The sequence below is a fragment of the Burkholderia crassaminum genome, assembly GCF_964265005.1.
Taxonomy (GTDB): Bacteria; Pseudomonadota; Gammaproteobacteria; order Burkholderiales; family Burkholderiaceae; genus Burkholderia.
This window is the reverse complement of sequence record NZ_OZ183801.1, coordinates 705,261-718,353: the sequence shown is the minus strand read 5'-3', so window position 1 is coordinate 718,353 and position 13,093 is coordinate 705,261. Positions and strand designations below refer to the sequence as shown.

The 13,093-nt window shown below is 67.8% G+C and carries 12 protein-coding genes; 3 read left to right on the top strand and 9 right to left on the bottom strand.

Annotated features, from left to right (window positions below; genetic code table 11):
- Positions 1–46 precede the first annotated feature (46 nt).
- Both ACPTTF_RS36475 and ACPTTF_RS36470 read right to left on the bottom strand, forming a co-directional pair.
- Positions 47–1,162, bottom strand: a complete 1,116-nt coding sequence (locus ACPTTF_RS36475; protein WP_423372370.1) for a porin — start codon at positions 1,160–1,162, stop codon at positions 47–49.
- Between the two features lie 77 nt (positions 1,163–1,239).
- Positions 1,240–2,751 (bottom strand): PTS transporter subunit EIIC, encoded by a 1,512-nt coding sequence (locus tag ACPTTF_RS36470; RefSeq protein ID WP_423372369.1) that lies wholly within the window; start codon positions 2,749–2,751, stop codon positions 1,240–1,242.
- Positions 2,752–3,033: 282 nt separating this feature from the next.
- On the opposite strand from ACPTTF_RS36470, the gene murQ reads away from it, so the two are divergent.
- Both murQ and ACPTTF_RS36460 read left to right on the top strand, forming a co-directional pair.
- Positions 3,034–4,002 (top strand): N-acetylmuramic acid 6-phosphate etherase, encoded by a 969-nt coding sequence (murQ, locus tag ACPTTF_RS36465; RefSeq protein WP_423372368.1) that lies wholly within the window; start codon positions 3,034–3,036, stop codon positions 4,000–4,002.
- Between the two features lie 58 nt (positions 4,003–4,060).
- On the top strand, positions 4,061–4,867 hold the full coding sequence (locus tag ACPTTF_RS36460; protein ID WP_423372367.1) for a GntR family transcriptional regulator: 807 nt from the start codon (positions 4,061–4,063) through the stop codon (positions 4,865–4,867).
- 250 nt (positions 4,868–5,117) lie between these two features.
- Here ACPTTF_RS36460 and ACPTTF_RS36455 read toward each other — a convergent pair whose 3' ends face one another.
- Positions 5,118–6,275 (bottom strand): alkane 1-monooxygenase, encoded by a 1,158-nt coding sequence (locus tag ACPTTF_RS36455; RefSeq protein ID WP_423372366.1) that lies wholly within the window; start codon positions 6,273–6,275, stop codon positions 5,118–5,120.
- A gap of 33 nt (positions 6,276–6,308) precedes the next feature.
- Positions 6,309–7,376: a 2Fe-2S iron-sulfur cluster-binding protein gene (locus ACPTTF_RS36450; protein WP_423391205.1), complete on the bottom strand. Its 1,068-nt coding sequence runs from the start codon at positions 7,374–7,376 to the stop codon at positions 6,309–6,311.
- A gap of 96 nt (positions 7,377–7,472) precedes the next feature.
- Here ACPTTF_RS36450 and ACPTTF_RS36445 point away from each other — a divergent pair, with 96 nt between their 5' ends.
- Positions 7,473–8,489 (top strand): AraC family transcriptional regulator, encoded by a 1,017-nt coding sequence (locus ACPTTF_RS36445; RefSeq protein WP_423372364.1) that lies wholly within the window; start codon positions 7,473–7,475, stop codon positions 8,487–8,489.
- A 171-nt stretch (positions 8,490–8,660) separates the two neighbouring features.
- Here ACPTTF_RS36445 and moaD read toward each other — a convergent pair whose 3' ends face one another.
- From moaD to fdhD, 5 genes are all read right to left on the bottom strand, one after another.
- Positions 8,661–8,918, bottom strand: coding sequence for a molybdopterin converting factor subunit 1 (gene moaD, locus ACPTTF_RS36440; RefSeq protein WP_124818665.1), 258 nt, complete (start codon positions 8,916–8,918; stop codon positions 8,661–8,663).
- Between the two features lie 52 nt (positions 8,919–8,970).
- On the bottom strand, positions 8,971–9,543 hold the full coding sequence (locus ACPTTF_RS36435; RefSeq protein ID WP_423372363.1) for a molybdenum cofactor biosynthesis protein MoaE: 573 nt from the start codon (positions 9,541–9,543) through the stop codon (positions 8,971–8,973).
- Positions 9,544–9,590: 47 nt separating this feature from the next.
- Positions 9,591–10,715: a GTP 3',8-cyclase MoaA gene (gene moaA, locus ACPTTF_RS36430; protein WP_423372362.1), complete on the bottom strand. Its 1,125-nt coding sequence runs from the start codon at positions 10,713–10,715 to the stop codon at positions 9,591–9,593.
- 199 nt (positions 10,716–10,914) lie between these two features.
- Positions 10,915–12,129 carry a gephyrin-like molybdotransferase Glp gene (gene glp / locus ACPTTF_RS36425; RefSeq protein WP_423372361.1) on the bottom strand — a complete coding sequence of 405 codons (1,215 nt, stop codon included), beginning with the start codon at positions 12,127–12,129 and terminating at the stop codon, positions 10,915–10,917.
- The gene (gene fdhD / locus ACPTTF_RS36420) at positions 12,129–12,998 is read right to left on the bottom strand and encodes a formate dehydrogenase accessory sulfurtransferase FdhD (RefSeq protein ID WP_423372360.1); all 870 of its coding nucleotides are present in this window, start codon (positions 12,996–12,998) and stop codon (positions 12,129–12,131) included. Before fdhD ends, glp begins: the two co-directional genes overlap by 1 nt.
- Between the last annotated feature and the right edge of the window lie 95 nt (positions 12,999–13,093).

Here is a 13,093-nt window from a genome sequence, read left to right as displayed (position 1 = left end):
AAGAGCGTGGCGCGGCGCGCAAGGCCAGCGCGGCCGGCCACGCGGGCTAGAACACTGTCTCGATGCCGGCATAGACGCCGGTTTGTCCATGACCCGGCGCCGGGTTCGTGCCCCAGCCGGCGTTCATCGGCCCCAGGCCCGGGCTTTGCGGGTTGACGCCGAAATTCGCGTTGGCGCTGTTGAACACGTGCGCGGCCATGCTGTACAGGAACGTCCGCTTCGACAGGTCGTACATGCAGCCGACGCCGACCATCGTCACGCGCGATTCGCCGTCGTGGTCGGCGGTCCACTTGCCGGGGCCGACCTTCATCGTGTAAGCAGCACCCTGCAGGTGGAGAAAGGGGTTCACGTCGTAGGTTAGGCCGGCCCACCAGAGATCGGCGCGGTCGGACAATCCCGCCGGTGTATCCGGCGCGGAGTAGTGCGTGTAGGCGGCCTGCACGCGAAACGGGCCGAACCGGTCGCGCACGCCGACGAACAACTCGCGCGAGTAGCTGAACAGGTTGTTCTCGATGCCCTGGGCATTGCGGATCTCGTCCCAGACCACCCGCACCTGGAAATCGCCGTGCGTGTAGGCACCGCTGAAGCCGTCCGCGCGCCCGGCCTTGCCCGCGTTGCCCGGATCGCCCGCGTTGAAGCTGGTCGGGCTGTTGCCCAGGTTCAGCTCCGCATCGAACGAGAAGCCGTGCAGGTCGGGCGACAGGTAGCGGATGCCGTTGGACAGGCGCGAGCCGTTCCGGTACGCGACGAACGACTGGGCGCCGAAGTTTTCCTCGAGCAACGGGTCGTATTCCCACACGTAGTTGTTGAGCATCGGCCCCTGGCCGAACCGGATCGTGCCGTACGTGTCGTTCTTCAAACCGACCCAGGCCGCACGCTGGAAGATCAGCCCCGCGACCAGCGAGCCGGTCGGCGTGAAAGCCGATTCGAGCCAGAACAGCGCGTGGTTCCCGTTCCCCAGATCTTCCGTGCCCTTCAGCCCGATGATGTTGACGCCCCAGTCGCTGCCCTGCGACCAGCGGGACGCGGTGCCGTGCGGTGTCTGCACGCCGCTCGTGTACTGGACGTCGCCGCCCAGGCGTCCCCACAGCAGGACGCTCGATTGCGCATGCGCGAGCGTCGTCGCGAAGCACGCGATCGCGAAGGCGATTCCCCTTTTCATTTATTTAGCTATCCATATTTAATAGGGCAATAAAGAGGCGGCCGACCACTGGCACGACCGCCATTGCGCAAGGCCGCTCAGCGCGTCTGCTGCACCGGCAGCGGCCCGTCCGCCAGCGGCTCGGCGCGGCGCGACGCCGGGCGGACGAACTGTCGCTGCTGATCCTGCGTCAACCCGAAGAACCAGGTGAGCACGAACGCCGATGCATACGCCGTCGCCGTTGCGAGGCAATAGGCCGCGACGCTGCTGCCGAGCCCCATGGGCCCCGTGACGAGCGGAATCAGCATCAGGTTGGCGGGGCCGATTGTGGTCGCGCCGACGAAATCGCCGTGACTGGCGAGGTATCCGAGCACGAGCGCGCCGATGCCGCCGCCGATCGACGACGTGACGAGCGGGCGGCCGAGCGGCAGCGTGACGCTGTAAAGCAGCGGTTCGGACACACCCAGCATGCAGGTCGGCAACGTATCGCGGATCCGCTGTTTCAGTCCCGCGTCCTTCACGCGGAAATACAGCGCGAAGGCGGCGCCGGCTTGCCCGCAGCCGGACATCGCGAGGATCGGGAACAGCGCGGTGAAACCGTACTGCGCGATGAGTTGCGCATGAATCGGGATCAGCGCCTGATGCAGGCCGAACATCAGGAGAACCACGAACGATGCGGCGAGCACGAACGCGGCCGGCATGCCGCCGACATTCAGCAAGCGCGTGGTGAGCGCGCTGACGCCGTTCGTCAGCACGTCGGCCACCGGCATGAGCACGAACAGCGTCGCGACGCCCGCGACGAGCAGCGACACGGTCGGCGTCACCAGCGTCTCGATCGCCGGCGGGATTCGCGTGCGCAGCTTGCGCTCGACCAGCGCGACCAGCACGCCGGCCAGCAGCGCGCCCATCAGTCCGCCCTGGCCGGGCCGCAGTACGATCTCGCCGAGCAGCGGCAACGTGAACGCATGGAGCTTGGTCAGCGTCGGCACGATCATCACGCTCGCGGCCGCACCGCCGAGGCTCGGCGTGCCGTCGAACTCGCGCCCCGCGTTCATGCCGACCTGGATGACGAGGAACGCGAAGAATGCCGTGCCGATCGTCGACGCGACGGTCGCGAGAAAGGTCAGGTCGCTCGCGCTGTCGGCCGGCGAATGGCGGGCCCAGAGCAGCAGCAGGCCGCCCAGCGCGTTGATCAGCCCCGCGCCGACCAGCGCGGGGATCAGCGGCGTGAAGATCGACGCGATGCGGCGCAGGAAACCGCGCACGGCGTGGTTGCCGCGCCTGGCAGCCGCGGTCGGCTTCGCGGCCCGCGCATCGTCTTGCGGATGCGCGTCGCTTGCATCGTGTTCGCTCAATGCCTGCGCGAACGCGCCCCATACCTGCTTGACCGCGCCGGGGCCGATCACCACCTGGAGTGGATCGCCGGTCACCACGCCCAGCACGCCGGGCAGTTGCCGCAGCACGGCGGGATCGGCGAGCGCCGGATCGACGAGGTTGACGCGCAGTCGCGTCATGCAATGCGTGTGATTGCGCACGTTCCGTGCGCCGCCGATTGCCCCGAGAATCGCGCGGGCCAGTGTCCCGAACTGCTCTGCCGTGTCCGCCGCCATGCCTGGCTCCTGTGAAATGCCGAATCGCCCCTGTCCGGAGGCGAGTACGTTGAATTGTCGATAAATTGGAACGTACCAATTCACATATTGGTTGGCAATAGGTAGTTTTGTAGAAGCTGTCCAGGGATCGGATGGATAGCTTTTCAGTCTCGGAGATAACGGGGTCAGGGTGCGGTCCTGAACCGCTCGCACATTGAAATCTAATTCGTATCAGTGGTTTGACGATGTTTCGTTGTCGGCGTCAGCGAAGTTACCGGCTTCAACGATGCGACGCCCGATGAATTGGCGATTTACAACCAATGCCATACCAATTATGATCAAACCCATCTTTCGCCCAACCTGTGGAGTGCCGCCATGCCGCTGGATCGTTTGATCACCGAGCAGCCCAACGTCTTCAGCGCGAACCTCGATCAGCTCAGCATCGAAGAAGGCGTGGCGTTGATGAATCGCGAGGATGCGTTCATCGCGCCGTGCGTGGCGCGTGCGTTGCCGTCCATCGCGGCGGGGGTGCGGGCGGTCGCGCAGGCACTCCGCGCGGGCGGCCGGCTCGTCTACATCGGCGCCGGCAACAGCGGACGGATCGGCTATCTCGATGCGCTGGAATGCCAGCCGACCTTCGGCATGTCGCCGAAGGAGGTCGTGGGCATCGTCGCGGGCGGTTTCGTCGGCATGTCCGAGGGCATCGAGGATTCCGCGGCAAGAGGGCAGGCGGATCTGGAGGACATCGCGCTGCGGCGCGAGGACGTCGTGGTCGGGCTGAGCGCGAGCGGCCGCACGCCCTATGTGATCGGCGCGCTTCGCCATGCGCGGCACATCGGCTGTTCGACGGTTTCCGTGGCCTGCAACAGCGGGAGCGAGGTCGGTGCCGTGGCCGATGTCGCGATCGAAGTGGACTGCGGCCCGGAGATCCTGGCCGGCTCCACGCGCCTGAAGGCCGGGACCGTGCAGAAGATGGTCTGTAACATGCTGTCGACGCTGTCGATGGTCGCGCTCGGCAAGACCTATGGCAATCTGATGGTCGACCTGCAGGTGCACAATCACAAGCTGCAGCTCCGCGCGCAATCGATCGTCGCGCAGGCGGCGGGGGTCGCGCCGGACGTCGCGGCGCGCACGCTCGCGGAAGCGGGCAACCGCCCGCGGATCGCGATACTGATGCTGCTGGCGGGCTTGAGCTGCGGCGAAGCCGAGGCGTTGTCCGTCGAGCATGGCGGGTCGATTCATCACGCGCTGCAGTCGCGCAAGCCGTCCTGATGCCGTGCATCGCACCGTGTCGAATGTCCTCCAATCCTGACCAATTTTTAGTGTATCGATGACGGAACGCAGCCTGGATGACCCTCTTTCGCGCGACCCGCAACCCGGCGCGCCGTTGTTCGGCGCGGCGCAGGTCGCCGAGCTGCATGCGCCGTCGACGGGCGGCGCGCGCATGCCGATTGCGTCGCGACTCGCCCGGATGCTGCGCGCGACCATCGTCGACGGCACGATGAAGACCGGGGAGAGCTTTCCGCCCGAGCGGGAACTGGCTGCCCAACTGCAGGTGTCGCGCGACACCGTGCGGCGCGCGATCGAGGAACTGATCCGCCAGGGGCTCGTCGAAGCGCGGCAGGGCGCGGGGACGTTCGTCGCCGCGCGCGTCGAGCAACCGTTGACCGAGATCACCAGTTTCTCGGACGACATGCTCCGTCGCGGCTTCCGTCCGGGGTCGCACTGGGTCAAGCGCGAACTGCGCCGCCCGACGCCGGAGGAGTCGCTCGCACTGGGTCTCGCGCCGGATTCGGTCGTCATGCACCTGGAGCGTGTCAGGACGGCGGATGCGGTGCCGATGGCGATCGAGCGCGCGGTGTTGGCGGCCGACCTGCTCGGCGGCAACCTGGAATTCGGCGATTCACTGTACGGGGCGTTGAATGCCGCGGGCATTTGCCCGGTCAAGGCGCTCCAGCGGCTGCGCGCGGAACTGGCGTCCGGGCCGGACGCCGAGTTGCTCGGCATCCGCAGCGGCGATCCGGTGCTGCATATCGAGCGGCGGTCGTTTTCGATCGAGGGGCGGCCGCTCGAGCTGACGCGGTCGTTCTACCGTGGCGATCGTTACGATTACCTCGCGGTGATGGGAAAGGCGTGATTCCCAAGAAGACGGACGGCGACTGAATATCGCGCGCGACACGCCCGGCTTCGGGCAAGCACTGAACGACTGAATGCGCCGGCATCGATTTCGACGCCGGCACATTCAGCGTATCGGTTGCCAGGTTGCTGGGGGTGATCGCCTGCCCCGCAGCGGAGCCGTGTCGCGATTCGATGAGGACTCCAACGTGTTGCGTCACCGCTGCGAAACGCTGCGGCACGTTACGCGTCGTACCCGCGCGTGGCCCGAATCACATCACGGCCGCGAACCCTGTCATCCCGCTGCGCGCATTGGCGTCGGCCGCGAGGCGTCGTTCCCGTTCCGTCGCATGGATGCGGTCCCATGCGAGTACCTTGGGGGTCATCAGCCGGTGCCAGAGCGGCGGGATCATCGCGACGACGATCGTCGTCAGGTAGCCGCCGATCATCATCGGCGCATCGGCAAACGGCTTGAGATCCTGGTAAGGCACTTCGCCCTGCGCATGATGATGCGAATGGCGCGTCAGGTTGAACATCGACCACGAACTGATGCGCCGATTGGTATTCCATGAGTGGCGCGGCTGGACCGGCGTGCCCGGATCGCGAACGATACCGTAGTGCTCCATGTAGTTGACGATTTCCAGCAGTGCCTTGCCCCACAGCGTGCAGAGCAGGAAGTACATGCCCGTTCGGTACCCGCCGATGCTCCATGCGCCCGCGAGCAGCAGCACGCTCATCAGGTGGCCGCGAATCACCGCGTTGAACGGCGTGAACGCGCCGTGCCCGGCCCGCTTCAGGCGCTTGCCTTCGATCTTCCACGCGCTGACGTTGCCTTTGACCGTCGAGACGAGGACATGCAGGTAGACGTTGCGGCCGCGAGGGGCCGTGGCGGGGTCTTCGGTCGTCGACACGTAGCGATGGTGCCCATACACGTGCTCGATCGAGAAGACCGTATCGAAGCTGAAGGCCAGCAGCCAGCGGCCGATGAACATCGACACCCGGTCCCACGTGCGATGGGTCAGCTCGTGCGCGGGGATGGTGCCGATCATGCCGATCATCAGGCCGGTGAGCACGACGCCGGACACGTGGTGCCACCGGTTCGTCGCCGCGCGCGCCGCCAGCGCATCGTATCCGGTCAACCGTTGAACCAGTGTGCCGAATCCGAGCGGATCGGAGGCGGCGATCGACCAAACCGACGCAAGGACGATCAGCGACAGCAGCGGCAGTGCCATCCAGAGTTGAAACGTCAGGATGCCGGGATGGCGCAGCACGGGTGTCGACGTATCGTCGCCGCCTATCGCGTCGCCGACGATATAGAACGCGAGGATCGCGACGAGATCGAGCGTGATCCACGCCCCGCCCGCGACGAAGGCGACGATCGCGGAGATGCCGATCACGTGGAACAGGAAGTACTTCAGGTAGTGGTGCATGGGGACGTGTCTCCTCCGGGTTGGTATGGGCATTCAGGCGACTGCCTGCGTGTCGTGTTGCGTGGTGAACCGGTCCGCGTGAATGTGTTCGCGGGCAAGGCCGCGGGCCGTCAGCACGTCGGTGGCCGCGTCGATCATCCGGGGCGGCCCGCACAGGTACGCATGGGCATCCGCCGGCAGGTCGGCGGCGATGCCGTCCGTCACCCACCCGCGCGCACCGCGCCATGACGAATCGTCCGGCTCTTCGGAAAGGATCGGCAGGAAATCGAAGCGGTCGCGCCAGCGGCGCGCCAGATCCGCAATCGTGTCGAGCGCGTACAGGTCGCGTTGGGCGCGCGCACCGAACAGCAGCGTGACCGGACGCGCCACGCGTGCCGCCGCGCCGTCTTCGAGCAGCGCGAGAACGGGCGCAAGCCCGCTGCCGCCGGCGATCAGGATCAACGGGGTCGTGGCGGGGCGCATCCAGAAGTCGCCGAGCGGACCTTCGACGGTCACGGTCTTGCCGGTCAGGTCATGGCCGTGGACATGGCCGGAAAATACGCCGCCGGGCACCTTGCGCACGAAAAAGACGGCCTGCGCATCCGGTCGTACGCCGGTCGCGAACGAGTAGCTGCGCGCCTCGCCCGGCAAGGACGCGATCGACAGCTGCGCATACTGCCCGGCCTTGTACGGAAGCGCTTCGTCGAGCTGGATGCGCAGGCGCACGATGTCGTGCGTCAGCCGGTCCTGGCCGATCACGCGGCCGCCGACCTTCCGTCGCGCGCCGTAGCGGCTCAGGTCGACGGCGATGGTCACGTCGGAGCGCGGGAGGCTCTGGCAGGCCAGGATGAAGCGCTGATCGAGATCCTCGTCGGGCAGGATGTATTCGGTATGCGTGAGTTCCTTCACGCGGCCGTGGATCAGCCTGCATTTGCAGGTCGCACACCCGCCGACCCGGCAGCTGTGCGGAAAGTCGATGCCTTCGCGCAATGCCGCCTGCAAGAGTGTTTCCCCCGGCTGGACCGTGATGGTGCGATCGTTGATGACGGCCGTCACAGTCTTGGGTTTTGTCAGGAAGCTGAACATGGTGCCTTCCGGTCGGTACGGTTGAGGTACGTTCATCGTAGGGAACCGGCCGCCGTTACGGGAGTGCTCGAATTGACATCGATGGCGCATTTCAGGTCAATTGATGTCCGTCACCCACCGAGGATGTCCGACATGTCCGAGACGGACTTTTTTCTTCAACCGCAATACGCGCTCCAGATCTCGGATCAGGTCGTCCGGATGGGGGCGCGCTTGCCCGACTGGTTCGTGCAGCTGCAAGGTCCCGGCGCGACGGGCGAACTGACGGTCCGGGATTTTTCCTTCGACGCGTTCAAGCGGCTGGTGAGCGATGCAATCGACGCAACGCGCGAGCCGGCGTTCGGGCTGCTCGTGGGGGAGCGCCTGCGGATCGGCAGTCACGGGATACTGGGTTACGCGATGGCCAACAGCGTGACGCCGCGACAGGCGCTCGAACTCGTCGAGCGTTTCGTGCAGGTGCGGACCACCCTCGTTTCCGCGAAGCTCGAGACGGCGGGCGAACACGTGCGGCTCGTGTTCGTCGAATGCCATCCGCTCGACGACATCCGGCAGCCGGTGATGGAAGCGATCGTGTTGACGATCAAGAACCTGCTCGACTACATCACGCGGGGTGCGAGTCCGGCTTCGTTCGTGGCTCTCCCGTTCGATTTGCCCGGTTATGCGGATCTGGCGAGGGAGCTGTTCGGTTGCGACGTCCGGTATGGCCTCGACTGGGCGGGCCTGGACTTCCAGGCCGGCGACCTCGATCGGCCACTCGACAGCAGCAACGCACGTGCGCTGACGGAGGCGGTTCGCATCTGCCAGGTCGAACTCGCGAACCTGAGCCGGCAGCATGCGCTTGCGTCCAGGGTCCGGCGGCTGATGCTCGAGCGGGTAGGCGCGTTCCCGTCGCAACAGGCGACCGCCCAGTTGCTGAACATGACGCCGCGCACCTTGCATCGGCGCTTGACCGATGACGGAACGTCGTATCGCGAGATACTCGAAAGCGTGCGCCATGCGCTGGCGGTCGAGAGCGTGAAGTCGGGCAAGCTCAGCCTGCAGGAAATCGCGTTTCTGCTCGGCTACGACAGTCTCGGGAATTTCCGGCGCGCATTCATCCGCTGGGAGGGCATGTCGCCGTCCGAATTTCGCCGGGCCGCGACCCGTTCGTGACGCGTCGCCCGCGGCGATCCTGTCGTGGTGGGAGTCGATCGCGATCGTGCGCGAACGGCATACGGGCGTACGCACCGGGTTGACTGAACCCGGGATCGGTGTCGCGACGGCGAAGTGGCCGACGAGTGTCTACCGGTATCCGGCGTCACCGGGATTCCGCCCGTCGCGATTTCACCCGCCCGTCACCGGCGGGAAAAACGCGACCTCACTGTCTTCCCGCACGACGAATTCGCCCGTCACCATCTCGAGGTTCACGGCCGCCCGCACGGGCCGGTCCATCCGCAGCGCGTCCGCGCTGCGGGCGTCGCGCGCGGCCAGCGTGCTGCGCAGTGCGTCGACGGTGAGTTCGCGGGCGTCGACCTCGAGGGTTTCCTCGTCGCGCTCGAGTTGTTCGCGAATGCTTGCGAAGTATTTGATCGTCAGTTTCATGGCGATGTCTTGAATGGAGTCGGCGGGAACGGAAAGCGCATGGCGGACGGGCTCAGCCCCAGCGTCGCATGGCCTGGTCGTCGTGTGCCTTGGCCTCGACCCAGCCGGATTCGCCGTCGTGGCGGATCTCCTTCTTCCAGAACGGCGCGTGGGTCTTCAGGAAGTCCATCAGGAATTCGCACGCATCGAACGCGCACGCGCGATGCTCGGCGGCCACCACGACCAGCACGACGGCCTGCCCGAGCGGAATGCGCCCGACGCGATGCACGATCTTCACCGCTTCGAGCCGCCAGCGCGCGCTGGCTTCCTCGACGATGCTCCACAGGGCCTGCTCGGTCATCGTCGGGTAGTGCTCGACTTCGAGCGCGACGACGTCGTCGGTGTCGCCTTCCTTGCGCACGACACCGAGGAAATTCACGACCGCGCCGACATTCGGATTGCGAACGATCGGCGCGAGCTCGGCGCCCGCGTCGATCGGCGCGTACTGCACGCGCACCTCGAAGCCGGCGGTAATCGCGGGCGGCGGTTCGGGGTGCGGGTCGGCCGCATCGACGGGAGGCGGGTGGCCGCCGGCACGCAACGGATCGTCCGGCAGCCCGGCACGGGATTCGGTGAAGGTCGTCATGACTGGTTCTCCATTAGGCGGCGCGTGCCGTGTCGCGCGGCGGCCCCTCAGCCGCCGACGAGCGACATGCGCACGGTCGGATAGGTCTTGCCCGGCGCGCGGGCCGGCTGCGCGGCCCGGCGCTCAGAATAGCGGTCGTCGCGGTGCGTCCAGCGATCGCGCACGGCGGCGGCGAGGTCGGCGCTCGACGCGGCTTCATCGAGCCACGGCCGCAGGTCGGTGCCTTGCGTCGCGAACAGGCACGTGTAGAGCGTGCCGTCGGCCGACACGCGGGCGCGCGAACAGGTGCCGCAGAACGGATGCGACACGCTCGCGATGAAGCCGACCTCGCCCGCGCCGTCGATGTGCGCGCATCGGATCGCGGTCGCGTCGTGCGCCGGTTCGCCGACGAGCACGAGCGGGTAGTGCGCCTCGATCAGCGCGCGCATCTGCGCGGCCGGCACGACCTTGTCGCCGGACCAGAAGCTCGCGCCGCCGACATCCATGTATTCGATGAAACGCACGGCCACGCCCGTGTGCCGGAAGTGGCGCACGAGCGGCAGGATCTGGTCGGCGTTCACGCCGCGCTCGATCACCGCGTTGACCTTGACCGGCGCGAGCCCGGCCGCCTGCGCGGCCTCGATGCCGGCCAGCACGCGCGACACGGGCACGTCGGCGTCGCTCATCCGGCGGAACATCGCGTCGTCGAGCGCATCGAGGCTGACGGTCACGCGCGACAGGCCCGCGTCGCGCAGCGTGCGCGCCTTCGCGGCCAGCAGCGAGCCGTTGGTCGTCAGCGCGATTTCGACGGGCTTGCCGTCGACGGTCGTCAGCGCGGCGAGGCGTTCGATCAGCGCTTCGAGGTTGCGGCGCAGCAGCGGCTCGCCACCCGTGATGCGGATCTTCTCGACGCCGAGCGACGTGAACGCGCGGGCGATCTTTTCCAGTTGCGCGAACGACAGCCGTTCGGACGACGGCATGAACGCATAGTCGGCGCCGAAGCTTTCGCGCGGCATGCAGTAGCCGCAACGGAAATTGCACTGGTCGATGACGGACAGGCGCAGGTCGCGCAGCGGGCGGCCGAGCGTGTCGGCCGTGCGGGGGAAAGCGCCGGGCGATGCGCCGCCGGAAGCTGCGGCGGCGGCCGGCGCGGCGGAAACGATGGCATTCACGATCGGTTCGTCGGCCTGCATGAAGTAAGCGAAGGGGCGTCGCCGTTCGGCCGTGCGCGTGCCGAGGTGGCGGCGCACGGCGCGTGACGAGCCTCATCGTGAGGATAGTCCGCCGGGTTTTTCCGGCAGGGACACAATCGCGCCCGAATTGCAGGAATACAGTTCGCGGCGCGGGACGCGCGGCGCATGCGCTGCAGAGGGCGAGTGTCGGAGGGCACGCTCATGCGAGCCACGGCGAGAATTCGTAATACGGGACCGTGTCGCCGTGCGCGATGCGCCGCCCGGCCGGCAGCCGGGCAAGCCCGCTCGCCTGCACGAGCGACTGCAGCGTGCCGGCGCCTTGCTGGCGCAGCGTATCGAGTACCGGCATGCCGTCGAGGCCGACGGTGCAATGCACGCGTACGAAGCGCTCGCGCTGCGCATCCGGTTCGAAGTCGGCATCGATCGGCAGCGACGGCACGACCGGCATGCGTGCGTCGCGCCCTTGCAGGCGGCGGATCAACGGTGCGACGAACAGCGCGAACGCGGTCATCGCGGCGCCCGGGTTGCCCGGCAGCAGCACCACCGGCCGCGTGTCGAGCCGTGCGAGTGCAACCGGCTTGCCCGGTTTCATGCGCACGCCGGCAACGATGAACGATGCGCCGAGCGCGTCCAGCGTGGGGCGCAGCAGATCCTTGTCGCCGACCGACGCGCCGCCGACGCAGATCACCAGGTCGCAGCCCGCATGCAGATCGCGCAGTGCGCGATCGACGGCGGGCGCGGTGTCGGCCGCATGCAGGTTCATCGCGACCTCGGCGCCGGTGCCCGCGACCAGCGCGGCGAGCATCGGCGCATTGCTGTTGTAAATCTGTTGCGGCGCACGCGGCTGGCCGCACGCGACGAGTTCGTCGCCGGTCGTCAGGATGCCGACGCGCAGCGCCGGACGCACGTCGACGCGCGCGAACCCTTGCGCGGCGGCCACGCCGACATGCATCGCGCCCATGCGCACGCCGGCCGGCACGAGCAGGTCGCCGGCGCGCACTTCCTCGCCCCGGCGGCGGATGTGCGAGCCGCTGCGCTGCGGCGCATCGAACGCGACCCAGCCGTCCTGCTCGTGCGCATGCTCCTGCATCACGACGGTGTCCGCGCCGGGCGGAATCAAGCTGCCGGTGAAGAGGCGCGCGGCCGTGCGCGGGGCCAGCGGCGCCGGCGTGTCGCCCGCGTAGCAGCGCTGCGCGACGTGCAGCGGCTCGCCCGCTGCGAGATCCGCGTGACGCACGGCGTAGCCGTCCATCGCGCTCTGGTCGGCCGGCGGCTGGTCGAGCACGGCGGTGAGCGGCGCGGCCAGCACATGGCCGGCGGCCTCGCCGACGGGGATGGACGTGGTGGCCTCGAGCGGCGCGAACGCGCTGGCGAAATGCTGCTGCGCGGTATCGAAATCGGTCAGTGGTTTCATCAGGAGAAAGCCGGGCGCGCTTGCGCAAGCGCCGGTGGGTCGGGTTGAACGGCGTCGGGCGACACGTACTCGACGAAGCCGTCGTTGCGGCAGAAGCCGAGCAGGCGCACGCCGGCTTCGCGGGCGACGTCGATCGCGAGCGACGTCGGCGCCGAGATCGTCGCGATCATCGGGATGCCGACCCGCGCGGCCTTGCGCACCAGTTCGTAGCTCGCGCGGCTCGACAGGAACACGAAGCCTGCGTGCAGATCCGCGCGGCGCCGTGCGAGCCGGCCGATCAGCTTGTCGAGCGCGTTGTGGCGGCCGACGTCCTCGAACACGTCGAGCACGGCGCCGCTCCGGTCACACCATGCGGCCGCGTGGATGCCGCCCGTCTCGCGCATCAGCGCCTGATGGGCCGGCAACGTTCGCGCGGCGCGTGCGATCGCGTCGGCGCCGATGCCGGCGGCCGTGCCGGCGGCGGCGATGCGCGGCGGGTGCAGGTCGAGCTGCGCGATGCTCTCGATCCCGCATACGCCGCAGCCCGTGCGGCCGGCCAGTGCGCGCCGGTGCGCCTTCAGCGCCATGAACGCCTGCTGCGACACGGTAAGCCGCACTTCGGCGCTGCCGGGCCGGCATTCGCTTTCGATGTCGAACACATCCGACGCGCGCTCGACGATGCCTTCGCTGAGCGCGAAGCCGAGGCCGAACGCGTCGAGGTCGATCGGGGTCGCCATCATGACCGTGTGCGCAATCCCGTTGAATACGAGTGCAACCGGCGTTTCGTCGACGACGCGGTCGACGGTGTCGCGCGCTTCGCCGGCACGGTGACGTGTCACATGACACGCGGTGCTGCCGGTCGGCTCGTCGCGGCGGATGCTGGACTCCATGCAGTTTTCTCCAGGCGGATCGGCCGGCGGGCCGGCCGGGTCGGGCGCGTACGCCGGACCAGGGAAATCGAGGCTGCCGGGCGGGCGCCGCCGAG

Bases quoted from the DNA above. Each gene is read 5' to 3' on its own strand.
- ACPTTF_RS36475 (WP_423372370.1), bottom strand. From the start codon at position 1,162: ATGAAAAGGGGAATCGCCTTCGCGATCGCGTGCTTCGCGACGACGCTC.
- ACPTTF_RS36470 (WP_423372369.1), bottom strand. From the start codon at position 2,751: ATGGCGGCGGACACGGCAGAGCAGTTCGGGACACTGGCCCGCGCGATT.
- ACPTTF_RS36460 (WP_423372367.1), top strand. From the start codon at position 4,061: ATGACGGAACGCAGCCTGGATGACCCTCTTTCGCGCGACCCGCAACCC.
- ACPTTF_RS36455 (WP_423372366.1), bottom strand. From the start codon at position 6,275: ATGCACCACTACCTGAAGTACTTCCTGTTCCACGTGATCGGCATCTCC.
- ACPTTF_RS36450 (WP_423391205.1), bottom strand. From the start codon at position 7,376: ATGAACGTACCTCAACCGTACCGACCGGAAGGCACCATGTTCAGCTTC.
- ACPTTF_RS36445 (WP_423372364.1), top strand. From the start codon at position 7,473: ATGTCCGAGACGGACTTTTTTCTTCAACCGCAATACGCGCTCCAGATC.
- moaD (WP_124818665.1), bottom strand. From the start codon at position 8,918: ATGAAACTGACGATCAAATACTTCGCAAGCATTCGCGAACAACTCGAG.
- ACPTTF_RS36435 (WP_423372363.1), bottom strand. From the start codon at position 9,543: ATGACGACCTTCACCGAATCCCGTGCCGGGCTGCCGGACGATCCGTTG.
- moaA (WP_423372362.1), bottom strand. From the start codon at position 10,715: ATGCAGGCCGACGAACCGATCGTGAATGCCATCGTTTCCGCCGCGCCG.
- glp (WP_423372361.1), bottom strand. From the start codon at position 12,129: ATGAAACCACTGACCGATTTCGATACCGCGCAGCAGCATTTCGCCAGC.
- fdhD (WP_423372360.1), bottom strand. From the start codon at position 12,998: ATGGAGTCCAGCATCCGCCGCGACGAGCCGACCGGCAGCACCGCGTGT.